We start from the raw sequence: 19,601 nt of genomic DNA, 5'->3' as shown, positions 1-19,601 counted from the left end.
AATCACTCAGCTTGCCTAGCTTAAATCGCCCAACCACCCATATAGAACACCACTAAACCTAAGGTAATGGCGAGCACGCCTACTTTCAGTTTGCGCCATTCACCACTACAGATACGGCCGACAACTAGGGTCACAAAGCCCAGCATAATACCTGTGACGATATTACAACTTAAGATGATAAACACAGCGCAGGTTAAGCCTGCCATGGCATCGACTTTATCGTCAAAATCAAGTTTTGCTACGTTACTCAGCATCAACAAACCCACGTACATCAAAGCAGGTGCTGTCGCATAGGCTGGCACTAAATAGCTTAATGGCGCTAAAAACATCATCAATAGAAACAGTACGCCCACGATCGTCGCAGTTAAACCTGTCTTACCGCCCGCCGCAGTACCCGCCGCCGACTCGATATACACAGCCGCTGGTGCGCCGCCCACTAAACCCGCCACCATGCTGCTGACCGAGTCTGAGGTTAAGGCTTTGCCGCCGCCGACAATATTGTCGTCTTTATCGAGCAAATTCGCTTGGCCAGCCACAGCACGGATGGTGCCGGTCGCATCGAAAATCGCCGTCATCACTAACGCTAATACGATAGGCAATACCACAGGATTAAAGGCGCCCATGATATCGAGCTGACCAATCAGTGAATGCTCTGAGGTTAAATCAGGCAAGGCAAACAAACCTTGGTATTTCACGCTCGGATCGAACACTAAACCAAATACCGATAACGCGATAATCACCAACAGAATACCGCCAGGTACACCACGGCGCTCTAAACCAATAGTTGCCGCTAAACCTAGAATAGTAGCAATAACAGGTAGGCTATTAATGTCGCCCAACTTCACCGGTAAGCCTGCGCTATTGGCCACAATCAATTGCACGCTGTTAGTCGCAATCAAGAGTAAAAACAAGCCGATACCTATGCCAGTACCGTGGGCAATGCCCTTAGGTAAATTAGCCAGCACCCACTGACGAATACCCGTCACGCTCACAAGCGTGAAAGTCACGCCCATTAGGAAAATCGCACCTAAGGTAACCGGAATCGACATGCCCTGACCGAGCACTAAGCTAAAGGCGGTAAAGGCGGTGAGCGAAATCGCGCAGCCAATCGCCATAGGTAAATTTGCCCATAAACCCATGAGCAAAGAACCAAATGAAGCAATTAAACAGGTGGCGATAAACACGGCACCAGGATCAAATCCCGCTTGGCCTAACATGTTTGGCACCACAATCACTGAGTAGACCATAGCGAGGAAAGTCGTCAATCCCGCAATCACTTCTTGGCGAACTGTGCTGCCACGTTGTTGAATAGAAAAATAACGGTCCAGAAACGAACCAGAGGGTACGGCTGTTGAACTCAATTGCTCAGACATAATGTTGTTATACCTTGTGATCTCTTAAAATGGGGTCGGTACCAATTACCCTAAAACGCAATTGGCGACGCTGGCTGCGGCAGATTAGAGCCCCAAATCCATCAGACTTGGGTGAGAGATCCACATCATTTTCCTACTGTGGGAAAAATCCATGATCTGCAAGCAGTGATGCTTCGCGATGATTAAAAAGCCATTAATCATGTAGACGCAGCCGTTGTTGGCCGCGGATGATACTGGAATCTCCCAAAGATAGCTAAGACATCGCCTGCACTTCGATAAAAAATTAGCGGCAAAAGCCGAAATCAGTTGTTCAAAAAACCGCCTCACCCTCGGCAATAACTGCCCATTGAACTCACATTAATCACCACCAAAGTCTGCCAGAGCAGCGCTAAGCTTACGCCCTTAAAAAGTTTTCATAATCTTTCATATATTGTCAAACCCCATTCATCACAGCAAGCAAGTCCATTCATATCTCCCCTCTATAGTGCTCCTATCAAAAATCGCTTTCGATCGGAGTCGACCCCAATGACAAAGCCAAACATACAAACACCTACATCAGAGAAATCCACGCGCAAAAATGAATTAAAAGCGCTCGGGTTCATCATCTTTTTACTCTTCCCCGCACTCACTATCGCAGGGATCAGTATTTACGGCTTCATCATTTGGATGTTCCAAGCCTTCGGCGGCGTTGTCGGCCACTAATTTATATCTATTTAACATATAGTTACTTTTTGAGGACGCGATTATGAAGTGGTTAACCAACCTCTGGCGCACACTGAACAAACCCACCAAAGCGCTGACCTTAGGCGCCGTCAGCATCAGCGCTTTTATCATGGGTATCATCTTCTGGGGCGGATTTAATACTGCACTCGAAGCCACCAATACCGAAGCTTTTTGTATTAGTTGCCACAGTATGGAAAGCAAACCCTACCAAGAGCTGCAGGAAACTGTGCATTGGTCGAATCACTCTGGCGTTCGCGCCACCTGCCCCGATTGCCACGTGCCCCATAACTGGAGCCGTAAAATCGCCCGTAAGATGGAAGCCTCCCACGACGTCTGGGGCTGGTTATTTAACACAGTCAACACCCCTGAAAAATTCGAAGCCAAACGCTTAGAAATGGCGAGCCGTGAATGGAAACGTTTCGACCGCGACAACTCCTTAGCCTGCAAAAACTGCCACAACTACAACTCGATGAAATGGGAAGCCATGTCACCGCTGGCACAAAAACAGATGAAACGCGCCGCAGAAATCGACCAAAGCTGTATCGATTGCCATAAAGGTATTGCTCACCATTTACCGGAAATGGGCACTGCCCGCGCACCAGAACTGATTGCAGAAGTCGGATCGGGTGTTAGCTCAGTTGAAACGAATCAAACTTACTATAGCGCCCTGACTAAACCCTTATTCTTCACTGATAAAGGCGATGTGGAAGCAGGCACGCTCAACGTAGCAACGAAAGTCAAAGTGCTCGAAACCCAAGGCAAACGCATCAAAATCGGCATCGATGGCTGGCGTAAAAAGATTGGTGCTGGCCGCGTGATCTACATGGACTTTGGCGTGAACATTCTGTCGGCACAGTTAACCAAAGACGCAGCCGAAACCGAAGGTGTTATCCAAACCTTTGAAGAAAAAGAAGATCCTATGACAGGCCTTAAATGGCAGCGTATCGAAGCGCAAATCTGGACCGATAAGGATTATCTGCTGACCGAGCTGCAACCACTTTGGGGTTATGCCCGCGATACCTTCCGCTCCAGCTGCAGTGTTTGCCATACCCAACCCGATGAGGCGCACTTTGACGCCAATACTTGGCCGGGAATGTTCCAAGGCATGTTGGCCTTCGTGAATATGGACCAAGACACCCAAGCGCTAGTGCAGAAATATCTGCAGGAACATTCGTCAACTTTTGTGAAAAAAGAGCACTAATTCGGGAGTAATACCATGAACAGAAGAGACTTTTTAAAGGGTATCGCCTCATCCTCTTTCGTTGTCTTAGGTGGCAGCTCAGTGTTAGCGCCCTTAAATGCCTTAGCCAAAGCGGGCATCAATGAAGACGAATGGCTAACCACAGGTTCACACTTCGGCGCCTTTAAAATGAAGCGTAAAAACGGCGTCATTGCCGAAGTGAAACCCTTCGACTTAGATAAGTATCCAACGGATATGATTAACGGCATCCGCGGCATGGTCTACAATCCATCGCGTGTACGTTACCCTATGGTGCGCTTAGATTTTTTACTCAAAGGTCATAAGAGTAATACCCATCAACGGGGTGATTTCCGCTTTGTTCGTGTAACGTGGGACAAGGCATTAACACTGTTTAAGCATTCATTAGATGAAGTCCAAACCCAATACGGTCCATCAGGTCTGCATGCGGGTCAAACCGGTTGGCGCGCCACGGGTCAACTGCATTCCAGCACGAGTCATATGCAACGCGCTGTGGGGATGCACGGCAACTATGTGAAGAAAATCGGCGACTACTCCACAGGTGCAGGCCAAACGATTCTGCCCTATGTGTTAGGTTCAACCGAAGTGTATGCCCAAGGCACTTCATGGCCGCTGATCTTAGAACACAGCGACACTATCGTGCTGTGGTCGAACGATCCGTACAAGAACCTGCAAGTGGGTTGGAATGCGGAAACCCATGAATCTTTTGCTTATCTTGCGCAGTTAAAAGAGAAAGTGAAGCAAGGCAAGATCCGCGTTATCAGTATCGACCCTGTGGTGACTAAGACCCAAGCCTATTTAGGCTGTGAGCAACTCTACGTTAACCCACAGACAGACGTGACTTTAATGCTGGCCATCGCCCACGAGATGATTAGCCAAAAACTTTACGACGATAAATTTATCCAAGGCTACAGCCTAGGCTTTGAAGAATTCGTGCCCTATGTGATGGGCACTAAAGATGGCGTCGCCAAAACCCCAGAGTGGGCCGCGCCTATCTGTGGTGTTGAAGCCCATGTTATCCGCGACTTGGCTAAAACCTTAGTGAAGGGTCGCACTCAATTCATGATGGGTTGGTGTATCCAGCGCCAGCAACACGGCGAACAACCCTATTGGATGGCGGCGGTACTGGCGACCATGATCGGCCAAATCGGTCTACCCGGTGGTGGCATCAGTTATGGTCACCACTACTCGAGTATCGGCGTGCCTTCATCGGGTGCCGCTGCGCCAGGTGCCTTCCCCCGTAACTTGGACGAAAATCAAAAGCCACTCTTTGATAGCTCAGACTTCAAGGGCGCGAGCAGCACGATTCCGGTTGCCCGCTGGATTGATGCGATTCTCGAACCCGGCAAAACCATTGATGCTAACGGCTCGAAAGTGGTTTATCCCGACATCAAGATGATGATTTTCTCGGGTAATAACCCTTGGAACCATCACCAAGACAGAAACCGTATGAAGCAAGCCTTCCATAAGCTTGAGTGTGTGGTCACTGTCGATGTGAACTGGACGGCAACTTGCCGCTTCTCGGATATCGTACTGCCCGCTTGTACTACCTATGAGCGCAACGATATCGACGTGTACGGCGCCTATGCTAACCGCGGTATTTTAGCCATGCAGAAAATGGTTGAGCCACTGTTTGATAGCTTGTCGGATTTTGAAATTTTCACTCGCTTTGCCGCCGTACTCGGCAAAGAGAAAGAATACACCCGTAACATGGGCGAAATGGAGTGGTTAGAAACCCTCTATAACGAATGTAAAGCCGCCAACGCGGGCAAGTTTGAGATGCCTGACTTTGCGACTTTCTGGAAACAAGGTTATGTGCATTTTGGTGACGGTGAAGTCTGGACGCGCCATGCAGACTTTAGAAACGATCCTGAAATCAATCCACTAGGCACGCCTTCAGGTTTGATTGAAATCTTTAGCCGTAAGATTGATCAATTCGGTTACGATGACTGTAAAGGTCACCCAACGTGGATGGAGAAAACCGAGCGTAGCCATGGCGGCCCAGGCTCTGACAAGCATCCGATTTGGTTGCAGTCATGCCACCCAGACAAGCGCTTACACTCGCAAATGTGTGAGTCGCGAGAATACCGCGAGACCTACGCAGTCAATGGCCGTGAGCCTGTGTATATCAGCCCTGTCGACGCAAAAGCGCGCGGCATCAAAGATGGCGATATAGTGCGAGTCTTTAACGACCGTGGCCAACTGTTGGCAGGTGCAGTGGTATCGGACAACTTCCCTACTGGTATTGTGCGGATTCACGAAGGCGCATGGTATGGGCCAGTAGGTAAAGATGGTAGCACTGAAGGTGGTTCTGAAATCGGCGCCCTGTGTAGTTATGGCGATCCTAACACCCTCACTTTAGACATAGGCACCTCTAAACTTGCCCAAGCTTGCTCAGCCTATACTTGCTTAGTCGAGTTTGAAAAATACCAAGGCAAAGTGCCTAAGGTCAGCTCCTTCGATGGCCCTATCGAAGTCGAAATCTAACTTTAGAACCGAAACGCTGGATGCGCCGAACGCGGCGCGTCTCAGCATCCAATCTTAGCGCCAAAACTAGGGCGTGTTGAGGAATATACAATGAGTCAAGTCGATATCAACCACGCCAGAGCCTTGGTTTATCAGCTGTTATCATCACTGTTCGCCCGCGAAGTTGACGAGCAAAGACTTAAAGAACTCACCAGCGAAGCGGCGCAGCAATTCTGGGAACAGCTTAGCCTAGAGGCTAATTTCACTCAGTCAGTGGACAACATTCGCAGCACGCTCAATGGGATAAAAGATGATGAGACGTTACTCGAACTCGCGGCGGATTACTGCAGCTTATTTCTCGTTGGCACCAAACACAGCGCTTCACCCTACGCTAGCCTGTATTTAAGCGGTGAAGATGAACCTCTGCTATTTGGTCAGCAACATCAGCAGATGAGTGAATTTTTACACCAGAGCAAACTGCAGGTGCAGAGTCATTTCCCAGAGCCCGCCGACCATTTGGCCGTGATGCTCGCCTATATGGCGCACTTATGTTGTCACAGTGAAGACAGTGTCCAATTAAGCTTTTTGCAAACCTGCATCGACTCTTGGTTAGCAAAATTTATTAACCAACTCACTCAATGCGACAAAAACGGTTTTTATAGTGCCGTTGCCACACTCACCTTAGCGTGGGTGAAGCAAGATATCGCACAGCTTGAACCCGCTTAGGCGATAATTAGCTAAACGTTCTAGAGCGACTTATCTTTAGACTAATGCTATCCAATGGGTTTATGAGCAGGCAATTTCAGTCGTTTTGTGCAGCTAACCATTGGCTCAAGGCGGCAATGGATGCCTGCCAGCAAGACTCAAGGCGTTGAAATTCACTAAGCTCCAACGCGTTATTTGCACTGGCTTTATCTACACTGTCTTTATTTGCACTGGCTTTTAGCGCCAGCTCTAACTCCTTACATAATTTAGCTAACGCTATCAGCCCCATACTGGCACTGCTGCCCTTAAGCCCGTGCAGCAATTTGGCTACCTCTTCCTTGGGATTAGCTAGAGACAGTTTGGCAAGCTGCTCACGACTCGAATCACTAAAAAGATCGAGCATAGACATCATAGCTTCGCTGCCGAGTACATCCTTATCCTGCGCTAACTGCTTGAGATCTAATAACGGCTCATCATCGACATCCGCTATTGTCGCTGCAATCTTAGCTACCGTTGCGACTTGAAGCGGCGCAGATAACAGGTAATTCACGGTCGATGATGAAATGGATGCAGACAAGGGAGAAACCGCAACGCCAAGCCATTCTGTAAGGGTTTGTAGACTTAGAGGCTTAGCCAATACAGCATCAAATCCTACCTCGCGGTAATGCTGTAAATCCTCGCTCTGCATTTGGGCGGTAAAGGCGGCAAACTTCACATTATGGTTGGCGATCAACATTTTTAACTGCGGCAATAAATCGATTCCAGAGCCATCACTGAGCTGAATATCCAGCATCACAGCATCGAAAACCAAACCGCTAGACTCAACAAATTCAAGCGCCTGCTGGCAGCTGATAGCAAGCACTGACTTGTGACCTAAGTGCGCTAAAAATCCCTGCGCCACCATAGCATTCACTTTATTGTCTTCTACCACCAGCACTTGGCGAGCAGGCACTAACACCCTCTCTTTTACCGCTTTGGTATAGGTCATATCGCATTCATTAAAGGCGAGTTCAAAACCAAACTCACTGCCTTTTCCTGGCTGACTTTTAACCCAAATCCCGCGGCCGCTAGCATCCATTAACTCAACCAATTGCTTACAAATAGCGAGCCCTAAACCCGTGCCGCGACTGCGACCTTGATTAGGTAAAGCACTGTAGGGCACAAAAAGTTTATCAAGTGCCGCAGGCACAATACCAACGCCCGTGTCCTGTACGACAAAGGACAATTGGGTGCCTTGCAGACTAACAGTTAGCGTCACGCAGCCCTCTTGCGTAAATTTAATGCCATTGCCAATTAGGTTGAACAATACTTGGCGCAACTTAGGCCCATCGATATTGATGCAGCTTGGTAACTTAGGCTTGTTCATTTTGAGGCTGAGCCCAGCTAAATTTGCACCCGCAACCATGATCGCCAGCACTTCATCGAGCAAAGTATTGATATCGGTTGGCCTTGGCTCGTGGGTGAGTTTCCCTTGTTCAAGGCGCGAAAAATCCAAAATATCGTTCAACACGGTTTGTAATAAAGTGCCGCTATATTGCGATAGCGCTAACATTTGCTGCTGCGCTGGCGGTAGATCACTGTGACCGAGCAAGGTTAATGTACCGAGTAAACCGTTGAGAGGCGTGCGAATTTCGTGGCTCATGGTCGCAAGGAATTGGGATTTTGCCTGACTCGCCTCTTCAGCAATTTGCCTTGCTTTAGCATGGCCCTTGGCTTCGGCATCGAGGCGATTATTGGTATCGGCCAGCTCCTGCGTACGGGCAGCAACCGTTTGCTCCAACGCCTTTTTATGCTCGGTCAACTCATCTGCCACCTGACGTAAATCAGCCTGTAATTTAAGATTATGGGCAGTTTTACGCTTGAAGGCTTCTATAGCATTTGCCATCGCAGTCAGTTCATCATCCCCATGGGCCTCTAAACTCACGTCCGTGTCACCTAAGCTCAAGCGGGACATAGCCTCGGTCGCCTGATTTAACCTAAGGGCGATACCGCGATAAATCACTCGATAGATCACAAAGCCTATTACCACAAACATCAAGGCACCTGTGCCCCAAAGCCCAAGCCTAGCAAGGGACAATTGGTGTAGATAATCACTACGTGCTAATTCAGCTTGTTGTTGCTGTTGATTTAGGGCTCTATCCACCAGCGTATTGAGTCCATAGAGCTTTTCGGCTAACTCTTGCTGCTGACGCTGTTGCTGCTGCAGTGTTTGGCTTAATTCCCGTTGTAACTTAATGATTTGTGGTGTGTGCGCTAACACTGCTAATTCGGTTTTTAACGCCTGCAAACGCCCCGGATCGCGAATTATCTCGGGCACATTATCGAGTGCCATCAAATCGATATTGATGTCACTCGAAGCAAGCGCTGAATCCGTCTTATGGGCAAGCGCCCTGTCCATTGCCGTCGCCATCTCAGGCTCAGGCTCAGGAAGCGTAAAACTCGGGGAAGGATTCGAGTTTGCGAACGTCGCCAGCAAATTCGGCACACTTAATTGCAATTCTGACTGCAATTCGGAGGATTCAAATAACTGACTTAACAAGGCAATTTGATGAACTAACTTAAGGGCGCGATTGAGCTGCTCTTGAATATCAAGTTCCCCCTCAATCACATCGTCGAGCAATCGGCCGCTGCGCTTCGCGCCTGCCATATCAGGATAGGCCTGACTCAACTTCGCCAAGATGGCAGAATTCACGACGGCGAGCTCAGATTGAAGTAATTCGGAGGCATGTCCTGCGGCGATGGACAATTCATGAGCCTTGAGCTGCAACTCATCGCCCATGCTCAAACGCCTACCCACACTTTTGCCAAGTGAGGTTAATTGGCTGATGATTTGTTCGGCCAGCTGGTTAAGATTTTGGCCTTCGTTAACATCCAATGTGGTTAAGGTTTTGATGCCATTAAACATATTGACACTTTCAAGGCTCAGTTTACGACCAATAAACTCCCGTTGACGCTCATCTTCTACCCGCCCTAACTGCTGCACACCATCGGACAAGGCATTAGAAGCTTGCACTAGCTGCCTCGCCGCTTGGGATGCGGGGAGTGACTCTTCGTACAAGTAACTATCGGCCTGTTTTAGCCAATGTAGACTCAAGCTACCTAAGCTAACAAGCAGCATCAGCAATACGCCTAACACACTGAAGGCGAGCATTAATCGACCGGTTAAACTGGTTCGCGATAAAGATAAAGGAGCCACACATCTTCCTTAAACTGTTACAATGCCATCCAAGATTATGCTTAGCGGATAATACGGGATGATGCGAAAATATTGGCAACGATTGTTCACACTCGCCACATTTGGCCTCGTGTTTTCAGGCTATGCGACAAGTGAAAACCTCACTTGGCCATTAGAGCAGCGCACGCCATTCAATGTCAAAATCCAGCAATCCCAGACATTAAACTACTTACCGCTGACAAAAGCTCAAAAGCCTTGGCGGATCTGCGCCCTAGTACCACACCTTAAAGATGCCTACTGGATTGGCATTGATTATGGACTGATCCAACATGCCAAAACCCTTGGCGTCTCACTCGATCTCTTCGAAGCAGGCAGTTATTACCATAAAGATAAACAACTGGCACAGCTCCAAAGCTGTATGCAAGGCGACTATGATGCCATCTTGCTCGGCTCAGTCAGCCCAGATTTACTCGCCCAATTTACAACACCGCTCACTAAACCCGTGTTAGCCCTAGTCAATAAACTCAATAGCGACCGAGTCCAAACCCATATTGGCGTGAACTGGTATCAAATGGGGTTACTGGCGGGTAACTTCATCAAAGCCGATGCTGCAGCACAACATCCACATCAAACGGCAAATTTGGCACTCTTGGCCGGACCAGAAAACGTAGGTGGCACAGATTTAGTTGAGCAAGGTATACGTCAGGCGCTTGAAGGGAGCCAAGTCAAGATTAGTGCAATTCAGCACGCCGATAATAATCGCAATTTGTATCGTGACCAGTTGCAGATGCTGCTAAAAGCTCAGCAGCCGGATTATATTCTCGGCAGCGCAGTGGCGATTGAAGCCGCCATTAGTACTTTGAAACAAAAGGGATTAAGTAACAGAGTCAAGCTAGTAAGCAGTTACTTGTCCCCCGCTATTTTACGTGGGCTAAAACGGGAAAAAGTCATCTACAGCAATGATGATTTAGTCGTGTTACAGGGGAAACTCGCAATTGATGTCACAGTGAAACAACTCGAAGGCGCTAAGGCATTTGGCGATATAGGCCCAGCGATCATCAAGCGAACATCATCCTCTAACACTTTGTCCCAATTAGATTTCAGCCTAGCGGAAGCCGACTTTTACCCTCTGTACCAAGTGCGACCTAACTCCATTAATCGTCCACTTTAGCGGCAAATAAATAGCCTTCGCCATGAATAGTGACAAACAATTCAGTGTCGAGTTTATTGCGAAGACGGCGAATGATCACATCGATCGTTCTGTCATTAACATCCAGATTACGGTGGCTGGTTTGCTGCATTAAACGCTCGCGGGATAAGACTTGCTGCGGATGCAGGGCAAATGCGGCCAGTAACTCGAATTCCGCTTTGGTGAGTTTGATCAACGCATCGCCATGGCGTAATTTGCGGCTGTTGAGTTCGAGTTGATAACCTTCGAAACTGATCACATCGTCCGGTTGAGATAATTCTTCGGCGACCGCCAGCTCAGCTTGCTTCACAAGGGAAATCCGCCACAGAAGGTTTTTTACCCTAACCAGCAACTCCCTCAGCTCGAAAGGTTTAGTCACATAATCATCGGCGCCCATTTCGAGACCAACGATTTTGTCGATAGATTCATCCCGCCCAGATACCAGAATGATACCCACATGGGAGCGACTGCGCAGCTCACGTGTCAGGCTCAAACCATCGACACCGGGCAAATTGATATCTAGCATGATCAAATCGATATGTTGGCGATTAAATTCGTACCACATTTGCTCGCCATCGGCAGCTTCAACGACGCGATAACCTTCCTTTTCAAAATATCCCTTCAATCGCGCACGAATAACCGCTTCATCATCGACAACGAGCACACTATAAGTCATTTTCAATTTCTCTTATTTTACTTAAGTGAATTATTCATACTTTTTCATATTTGCATATGCGTGAAAGGTTAAATATGCGATCTCGGTAGCTTTATTGAACAAAAAATTGCTCTGCTTTTACAGTCACATCAATATGACATATGCTTAGGGACACTGATGGGACTACACTTAGCTGACTATGAAAGAAAAAGGATTGGGTATGGACGAAAGGCGCAAGTTTTCGCGGATTCTATTTGCCACGAATGCACATCTACAGCAAGGTGTTGCACAGTGGGAGACGACCATTCTCGATTTGAGTCTAAATGGCGCTTTGGTCGAAGAGCCGCAAAATTTTATCCACTCGGGTGATGCAATTACCCTCAGTTTTATCTTGCCCGAATCTGACATTGAGATCCGTATGGAAACTGAGTTGGTCCATCAAAAAAATGCCCAATTAGGCTTGAAGTGTAACTTCATCGACGTCGACAGCATCAGCCACCTAAAACGTATGGTGGAGCTGAACTTAGGTGATGCTTCCTTGCTGAATCGCGAACTTATGTTGTTTATCGAAAAACACAATATCGCAGATTAAGACACTCGCTCACAAACACAAACAGCGCCTAATGGCGCTGTTTTGCTTACTGGCGTGCATCTCGCTTGAGAGCGTTTAATGCTAGCTAGTATCTACATTTAGCCTAGCTAGCGCCTTACTTTAGCTAGCATCTAATTTTACTCGCGCCTAATGACTAAATCGCTTCTAGCGCTTCAGATAACTTAGACACACCTACCACTTCCATCCCCGCAGGAGGCTTTTTCGGCACATTGGCCTTTGGCACAATTGCGCGCTTAAAACCATGCTTAGCAGCTTCGATTAATCGCTCTTGGCCATTGGGCACTGGACGAATTTCGCCAGATAATCCCACTTCACCAAAGGCGACTAAATCGCTGGGCAAAATATCCCCACGAAAACTCGATACCATAGCCAAGAGTAGCGTTAAGTCGGCACTGGTTTCTGTCACTTTCACGCCGCCCACCACGTTCACAAATACGTCCTGATCTGACATCTGTAAACCGCCGTGGCGGTGCATCACGGCAAGCAACATGGCTAAACGGTTGGCATCCATACCCACAGCCACGCGGCGCGGATTAGACATGGCTGAGTTATCCACCAGCACTTGCAGTTCCACAAGTAGCGGCCGCGTGCCTTCCCAAACCACCATAACAAGCGAGCCAGAAGATTCTTCTTCACCACGGGAAAGGAAAATTGCCGAAGGATTGGCGACTTCTTTTAAGCCGCGCTCTGTCATGGCAAATACACCTAACTCATTGATGGCGCCAAACCGGTTTTTGTGCGAACGCAAGGTGCGGTAACGACTATCACTATCGCCTTCGAACATCACAGAGCAATCGATGCAATGCTCCAATACCTTAGGTCCCGCCAGACTGCCATCTTTCGTCACATGGCCGACCATGATCACGGCAATGCCATTTTCCTTCGCAAAACGCGTTAAGTAAGAGGCGGATTCACGGACCTGCGACACACTACCGGGGCTCGATGCCACATCACTCATGTGCATCACTTGAATCGAATCGACCACTATGACTTTGGGTAATTCTTTAAGGGCAACTTCGCAAATTTGTTCGACGCTGGTTTCAGACAACATCCGCAGTTTATTGGTTGGTAAACCAAGGCGATGGGCACGCATGGCCACTTGCTGCAAGGACTCTTCACCCGTGACATACAGTGCAGTCATTTGCTCGGCCAGATGACACAGGGTTTGCAATAAAAGCGTACTCTTACCCGCACCAGGATGTCCGCCAATCAAAATGGCTGAACCTGGCACTATCCCGCCACCGAGCACTCGGTCTAACTCCCCGAAATGGCTCAATATTCGTGGCATAGCATTGAGATCGATTTGATCTAATGTCTTCACTTCATTACTGCTCGCGCCGGCATAGCCGACAAACTTAGTACTGCGCCCAGGGGAAGCCGCACCGAGCCTGACCTCAGTAATCGTATTCCATTCCTGACAAGCACTGCATTGCCCTTGCCAACGGGGGAAGTCTTGTCCACACTCATTACACACGTACGCTGTTTTATTCTTTGCCATAACTCATTAAAATCTGTATAAAATCAATTTAAGTAACGATGAATACTGCCGACATAAGACTAACAGTCCAATACAAAATAAGCATTAAAAAGAACCCTACATGAGTTTAGATAACCACAGTGCACTCATCGAACAGCTCAAGCCATTAATCATGGAACCTAACTTCCAAGAGATTTTCCAGCAGCTGACGATAGATGAAACCAATTCGACCCGTTTTCTATTGAAAATGGAGCTCAATCGTTTGGCGTCACCTTGCATGCGGATTATCGATCTCAGGGATAAATCAGAGCTTGCTTGTACTGAAGTCATATTAGGCCAACTGCGACATTTTTTAGATGAACCCGCCAAAAACAGTTTACATGAGGCCATGTCACTGTATCGCAACCAATATACCTTAGGCGTCTATGAACATGTGCTCAAGGCTCATCAACTACGTAAGTTAAAGTTACGCCAAGGTACTCTGCAGACAGGCGCTATCGAGCAAGAACCTTTTATGGTGCCAGGCGTGGTATTAGGCAGCTATTTCAACCGTGCAGAAGAGCGGATGAATTACAGTATCCGCATCGCAGCATCACAACCTGGCCGTGGCGAAGAGCCAGGGATCACTGCAGATTTATCTATTGGCGGCGCCCGCATTCGTCTTGCAGCCAATCAACCCTTCGATCTCGACCAACCACTTAAAGTAAAATTACTGGAACTCAGTGATGAGTTTTATTATCCCGATCTCCAGCTCGGTGTGGATTATCAAATTGTTGATAGTCAAATCAATGGCGAATATATTTGGCTAAGACTTAAACGCCTTGGTGGCAGCGAAGCCTTAAGTGAAATGCTCGGTAATTTAATCCGCAGCTATAAATTGCGTTACAAGGTAGATGTGAATGATGTCATAGTCACAGCAACAGGGCTTGGATTTGAACGCCATTATTTACCCCATTTGCCTCACTTACCTTTGTATTTCAATACTCAAACTCAAGGTTTGAGTCACATGCTACTCAGCCGTGACAACCAGCAGATAGTGCATTATTTTCAAGATGAAAATGATGTCAGCCAGCTGCCAGCCATGTTGACGCCAAGCCGTATATCGGCACTGCTTAATCATCCTGACAACCCAGACTATGGGCTATTTTTTAGTTTTACCTATAACGCCCAAGGCTGCTTATATTTTTACTCTGCCACCTTAGCCGAGCTTAAAGCTAAGGGCATAATGTCTTTATTCTTAGGCTTTGCGTCGACCAAACCCAGCTGGCGAGTTTTTAAAGTCACCCAAGATAAAATCTATCATGATAAGGGCTATCGCCGTGAGACTCTGCCTGGTGATGAGGCTAAGTTCAGCCCACTGGTCGAACAACAATTATCACTATTTAGTCACATACTTCAGCTCATCGATATCAGCAATGAAGACGCCAGAGAAAACTACCAAGCATGGCAGGACGACAGTAATGCCAATGCTCTTAAAACATTTGGTCAACAGCGATTAAGTAATAATCAAATTAAGTTTGTTTCCATGCAGTTTAGCGAGCGACGCCAAGAGGCTCGTTTCGCCTTTAAAACCTTAGTGCACATCACACAGGGAAATATCAAAGCTACAGGTATCTCCTTAGATATTTCCAGTCGAGGCATGCAAGTCACTTTAGATAGCTCTGCAGACTTTTCATCAAATAAACCATTAATGCTTAGTTTTCCTAAACTACAAACCATCGCGGGCAAGACACAGCTAGATAACCTCCCCTATCGCTTAGTAAGAGTCCGTAAGAATGGCGTGACGCTGCATTTAACCGCAGTAATGGGTCATTCTCCCCATGTGGGAGTGGAGTTTTTAAATAAACTCATCGCTCATAATAAGGAAAAGTTAGAACAACTAACCGAAAACAATAGTGAGGCTAATGAACTAGCCGATGGTTTAAAAAATTTATTATTACGTGATTTGCATTCTGTGCCCTATTTTGTTGAAAAAACAACAAAAGCAGCTCAAGTCGCGTGTTTAGGCGTCGGCACGCGGCAAGATGAGGTCAGCGATATTTTTGCTGCGGGAACCTCAGATACCCTGCAATATAACTTAGCACCGCTACTAAAAGACGGATTCTTTAAACGGGATATTCTCGAACCTATCCGTCAGATGAAACCACAACAAGACATGGATTTCATTGAAGTGTTTGTCCAAGTAACTCGACAATCTCGCGGAAAAATTCATCTGAAGTGTATGCGAACGACAGAAATCGGTAACGCTCAAGCGCAGTTAGCCTTTATCAATCAAAGTAACATTACTGGCCGTTTTATTGCTCTACGCATTTACCGTGGCGCGACAGAGAAGCCAGACATGAGTTATCTGCGCCGCGAGTTGGAATACATTCATATTCATGCAAACCACAAAGCCAAACAGTTAGAAGAACAGTTATGGCGAGTGATTGGCGTCGGTGAACTCTTGGATATCACCCAAGAGGTTGAATTAAGATACCCAGTGCTCCACAAAAAACAGTCTTAACCATTTAACACCGCCAAATCAAAACTTAAATACCAATCACTAATTTTGGGGAAATGATCGCTGGTGGCATCTAAATGCGTCAGCATATCAGCATGACCATAGTCATGCTTAAAGCCATTCTCTTTAGAAAGAAGCGTTGATTTAACTCGTTTAAAGCCGCACTCTGCGACCATATCCGCCACATCTTCGGGATGCCCCAGCACAGTATCGTTCTGCCCTGAGATAAACCAAGCCGGTGGCCAATGAGCGCGCTTTGCCGCTTTCGCATAATCAAATCCATCGTCGTGATCGATCCAATCACCCTGCACCCAATCGATACTTTGAACTAACGAGGCGCGGCTCTCATTATCCATACCGATGCGCAGCTTATCGGCAGCAAGGTAACCTTGGCCCATCGCTAAGCCTGGCGCTAGACGGTTCCAAAAGACATCGACCATCAACCACTTTTTGAAGGACTTAACCCGAATCGTCCGCTTGCTACCGAAGGTAAGCAGTGAACGAACGCTTTGTTGTAACTCAGGATAACGGGCCAGACTGCTCGCCATTAACACCCCGCCCCATGAATGGGCGCACCAATGCACCTGCGAAGGCGACACGGCTTTGCGATCATCTTGAGCCGCTTGTTCTTGACAGGCTTTTTGATGTAAATCGAGAATGGCCTGCTGCACTAAAGGTAATTGCTCGCGGATCACTTCACCTTGCCCTAAGGTAAAATCACGATCAATTTTCGGCAAACTGAGCCCTCTGCCAGCAGTATCCAGTACATACACCACAAATCCCGCCTTAGCCAAAAAACAACCTAGGCCACGGCCACTTTGGCTATAGAACACCCGACCGTTAGACATGGCGCCATGGAGCATGAGAATAGGCGTTTTAGAAAAATCAGGCACCGACGGTAATAACTGCCGTAGATGCAGCTGTCCATCGCGGTACGGCAGGTAGATTGAGGACTGTGAAATGGGTGATGTTGAGCCTTGGGCGAGCTGAGTCAAAATAAGTCACTGGTAGTTTGTCAATCTCCCTAAACTACCAGCTCATCAATAAAAGACAAGAGTCATTACTCTAACTCAGTCCTTACTTAGGCTTTCATCTCGACTTATATTTCAAGTAAGTGAATAACCTAGATTTGCAACAGATAAGGTAAAACCCGCAGGTCGAGGTGGCGAATATTCGCATCCGCCGCCGCTACCAGCTTAGGTTTGGCATGGAAAGCGATACCAAAATCCGCCGCCATCACCATAGGGATATCATTCGCGCCATCGCCGATAGCGACTCTTTGACCTTTTTGAATGTCCCACTGCTCACTGCAACGCTCAACCACATCCGCCTTAAACTGCGCATCCACGACTTTACCCGTCACTTCACCCGCGAGTTTGCCATCAGTGATGACTAACTCATTAGCAAAGGCCGCATCTAGGCTTAACAGCTGCTTTAAATGGCCCACAAAAGGGGTAAAACCGCCGGATGCCACCACTAAACGCCAGCCATGGGATTTAAGCTCCAAAAGCATGGGCTCAAGCCCTGGCATTAAAGGCAAGTTATCGCACAAAGTCGTAATAATACTGGCATCGGCGCCCTTAAGCTGTGCCACGCGCTGACGCAGACTCTGTTCAAAATCCAGCTCGCCTTGCATAGCACGTTCAGTAATCGCCGCCACGCGCTCGCCAACGCCCGCCATGGCCGCTAATTCATCAATACATTCAATCTGAATCGCCGTGGAATCCATGTCCATCACTAATAATCCGGGATGATTCAAGCGAGGCAAATCAAAATTGATGACATGCAGTTCAGCCAAAGACTGAGGGAATGCCGCTAACTGTGCCTGAGAAGGCATATTCACCAGCGCCAACTCGATGCAATGTAAACCAACTTGGCGTTCGATATGGGCAATACCGATAACGTCAGACGAAGGCAATGCCGCAATCCAAGCCGATATCGCTGCCTGCGCTAACGTATCTTGATAGATAATCCGCAAACGCGAAACTCCAGCGGGGTTTGCTGACTCTTGATAACGTTCAAACACTTGCCCTTGGCGTTCAAACCTTGGGGAATGGTCAGAGACTAACCACAAAAAAAGCGCATCTTGGTTCAAGCTTTCCATCGGACTTAAATTCTCCAACTATCGGGCTCACTCAGAATCAATTATGATTAGGCAAGCGCTCTACATTTTAAGGGTCAAAGTGTTATATCTTAAAGGGCTAAAGAAAAGCCATAAAATCAGTAGACTGATCCAAATTGCCGCCGCCTTCGCCTTGATATTCGGCTTAGTACAATTGTGGCAGACAAGCCTACTACAAGGTCAGCTGCTTCTAAAGTCCCAAACTCAAAAGATGGCCAGATTACTGGTACAGCAAACCGCTTATGGTGCAGCGCCCGCGCTACAACTGCAAAATGATGAGCAGTTGCAATGGCTCGCCAGTGCTTTAGTGGAAGATCCTAAGGTGATGTCTGCGGCTATCTTCAGCGACCAAGGCATGCGGTTATCTTTCGCCCAAAGTATCACTAAGGATGTTGTAGACCCTGACTCAGAAGAAATGAATTTGCTACTAAGCAAATATCCTCCCTATGTTGAGCCTGTGATCCAAGAAGGGAAAAATCTAGGTTATGTCGAAGTCAGGCTCGATACCAAGCTGTTTTTCAACGAAATCAAAGAAGCCCACAACTTAAACATGGAACAACAACAAATCATGCTGCTGGTTGCAGGCTTGATTGGTATGTTGCTTTCGCGCTCTTTGTCTTTCAAACGCGCCGATTTTGACCGCCGCCGCTTTCGGGTTAAATTGCGTCAATCGCCGAAAAAATCTAAGAAAGAATCCTCAGCTGAAGGGCCATCTGAAAGTGCGAGTGATGGATCAGCGCAAGTGCTAACCGAATATCAACCTGTGTCGACCACTGATCATCCACAAGAGAAAGCGGCTAATCCCACTAAGGCGCCAAAAGCAGTGACAGAGGCAAATACCGATAAACTCACTCAGACCAGCGTGCAAACTAAGGCCGAAAAAACGTCAGAAAAATCATTGGAGTTACAGGATAATACAGCAGTTGAAAACGCGACAAACGATGCGGAACAAGCGGCACCTGTAAAGGTTAAACCTAAGGTTAAAAGTGTCCGTCAGGTAAAACACGCGACTAAAGCAACAGCCGTTACGGCCGAAACCTCGACGCCAAAAACACCCAGCGAGTCAAGCGATCTCGACACAGATTTAACAGGTTAATCTCTATCTCAATAGATAGGAAGATAGGACAACTCATCTATTGATAGCTAGGTTCTAGATAAGCCATAAACAACCAGTTTCTAATAACCAAGCCATAAATAATAAAGTCGAATAGAAAAGCAGCTAACAATTGGCATAAAAAAAGGGTCCGCAATGCGAACCCTTTTTTCAGTAGCACTGTCCCGTCCTGAAATACGTTGACATAAAGAGGACTTCTTTATGACAACATCAAGTAACTCAAGCCGTAAGCGTACTCAACGCGATTACACCTTAGCTTTTAAATTAGGC

14 protein-coding genes and 1 pseudogene are annotated in these 19,601 nt (G+C 47.4%); 9 read left to right on the top strand and 6 right to left on the bottom strand.

What is annotated here, in order from left to right; all coding sequences use genetic code 11:
* Positions 1-20: 20 nt before the first annotated feature.
* Positions 21-1,373, bottom strand: coding sequence for an NCS2 family permease (locus KV201_RS13350; RefSeq protein WP_006082687.1), 1,353 nt, complete (start codon positions 1,371-1,373; stop codon positions 21-23).
* A gap of 525 nt (positions 1,374-1,898) precedes the next feature.
* Between KV201_RS13350 and torE the strand changes: the two genes are divergently transcribed.
* The 4 genes from torE to torD all read left to right on the top strand — a co-directional run bounded on the left by torE (position 1,899) and on the right by torD (position 6,507).
* Positions 1,899-2,075 (top strand): trimethylamine N-oxide reductase system protein TorE, encoded by a 177-nt coding sequence (gene torE, locus KV201_RS13345; RefSeq protein ID WP_226059610.1) that lies wholly within the window; start codon positions 1,899-1,901, stop codon positions 2,073-2,075.
* A 43-nt stretch (positions 2,076-2,118) separates the two neighbouring features.
* Complete coding sequence (gene torC / locus KV201_RS13340) at positions 2,119-3,297, top strand: pentaheme c-type cytochrome TorC (protein ID WP_006086919.1); 1,179 nt, start codon at positions 2,119-2,121, stop codon at positions 3,295-3,297.
* Positions 3,298-3,312: 15 nt separating this feature from the next.
* Entirely contained in the window at positions 3,313-5,802 is a 2,490-nt protein-coding gene (gene torA / locus KV201_RS13335) for a trimethylamine-N-oxide reductase TorA (protein WP_226059609.1), read from the top strand.
* 90 nt (positions 5,803-5,892) lie between these two features.
* On the top strand, positions 5,893-6,507 hold the full coding sequence (gene torD, locus KV201_RS13330) for a molecular chaperone TorD (protein ID WP_226059608.1): 615 nt from the start codon (positions 5,893-5,895) through the stop codon (positions 6,505-6,507).
* Positions 6,508-6,583: 76 nt separating this feature from the next.
* Here torD and torS read toward each other — a convergent pair whose 3' ends face one another.
* The gene (gene torS / locus KV201_RS13325; RefSeq protein ID WP_226059607.1) at positions 6,584-9,682 is read right to left on the bottom strand and encodes a TMAO reductase system sensor histidine kinase/response regulator TorS; all 3,099 of its coding nucleotides are present in this window, start codon (positions 9,680-9,682) and stop codon (positions 6,584-6,586) included.
* 58 nt (positions 9,683-9,740) lie between these two features.
* On the opposite strand from torS, the gene torT reads away from it, so the two are divergent.
* On the top strand, positions 9,741-10,832 hold the full coding sequence (gene torT / locus KV201_RS13320) for a TMAO reductase system periplasmic protein TorT (protein WP_226059606.1): 1,092 nt from the start codon (positions 9,741-9,743) through the stop codon (positions 10,830-10,832).
* Here torT and torR read toward each other — a convergent pair.
* On the bottom strand, positions 10,816-11,526 hold the full coding sequence (gene torR, locus KV201_RS13315; RefSeq protein WP_012587046.1) for a two-component system response regulator TorR: 711 nt from the start codon (positions 11,524-11,526) through the stop codon (positions 10,816-10,818). The two genes, torT and torR, sit on opposite strands and share 17 nt — an antisense overlap.
* A gap of 199 nt (positions 11,527-11,725) precedes the next feature.
* Here torR and KV201_RS13310 point away from each other — a divergent pair, with 199 nt between their 5' ends.
* Complete coding sequence (locus KV201_RS13310; RefSeq protein WP_006086924.1) at positions 11,726-12,097, top strand: PilZ domain-containing protein; 372 nt, start codon at positions 11,726-11,728, stop codon at positions 12,095-12,097.
* 154 nt (positions 12,098-12,251) lie between these two features.
* Here KV201_RS13310 and radA read toward each other — a convergent pair whose 3' ends face one another.
* Positions 12,252-13,616, bottom strand: a complete 1,365-nt coding sequence (gene radA / locus KV201_RS13305; protein ID WP_226059605.1) for a DNA repair protein RadA — start codon at positions 13,614-13,616, stop codon at positions 12,252-12,254.
* A gap of 100 nt (positions 13,617-13,716) precedes the next feature.
* On the opposite strand from radA, the gene KV201_RS13300 reads away from it, so the two are divergent.
* Positions 13,717-16,098: a PilZ domain-containing protein gene (locus KV201_RS13300; protein WP_226059604.1), complete on the top strand. Its 2,382-nt coding sequence runs from the start codon at positions 13,717-13,719 to the stop codon at positions 16,096-16,098.
* Here the strand turns inward: KV201_RS13300 and KV201_RS13295 are convergent.
* A complete protein-coding gene (locus tag KV201_RS13295; protein WP_226059603.1) occupies positions 16,095-17,090 on the bottom strand; it encodes an alpha/beta fold hydrolase in 996 nt (331 codons plus the stop codon). The two genes, KV201_RS13300 and KV201_RS13295, sit on opposite strands and share 4 nt — an antisense overlap.
* Positions 17,091-17,218: 128 nt before the next feature.
* Positions 17,219-18,199, bottom strand: coding sequence for a phosphoserine phosphatase SerB (gene serB / locus KV201_RS13290; RefSeq protein ID WP_226059602.1), 981 nt, complete (start codon positions 18,197-18,199; stop codon positions 17,219-17,221).
* Positions 18,200-18,242: 43 nt separating this feature from the next.
* On the opposite strand from serB, the gene KV201_RS13285 reads away from it, so the two are divergent.
* Both KV201_RS13285 and KV201_RS13280 read left to right on the top strand, forming a co-directional pair.
* The gene (locus KV201_RS13285) at positions 18,243-19,313 is read left to right on the top strand and encodes a YtjB family periplasmic protein (RefSeq protein WP_226059601.1); all 1,071 of its coding nucleotides are present in this window, start codon (positions 18,243-18,245) and stop codon (positions 19,311-19,313) included.
* 219 nt (positions 19,314-19,532) lie between these two features.
* Positions 19,533-19,601 (top strand): annotated as a pseudogene (locus KV201_RS13280) (valyl-tRNA synthetase); the annotation flags it as partial.

The sequence above is a fragment of the Shewanella sp. SR1 genome (assembly GCF_020447145.1).
Lineage (GTDB): Bacteria > Pseudomonadota > Gammaproteobacteria > Enterobacterales > Shewanellaceae > Shewanella > Shewanella baltica.
This window is presented reverse-complemented; position numbering and strand designations above follow the sequence as displayed.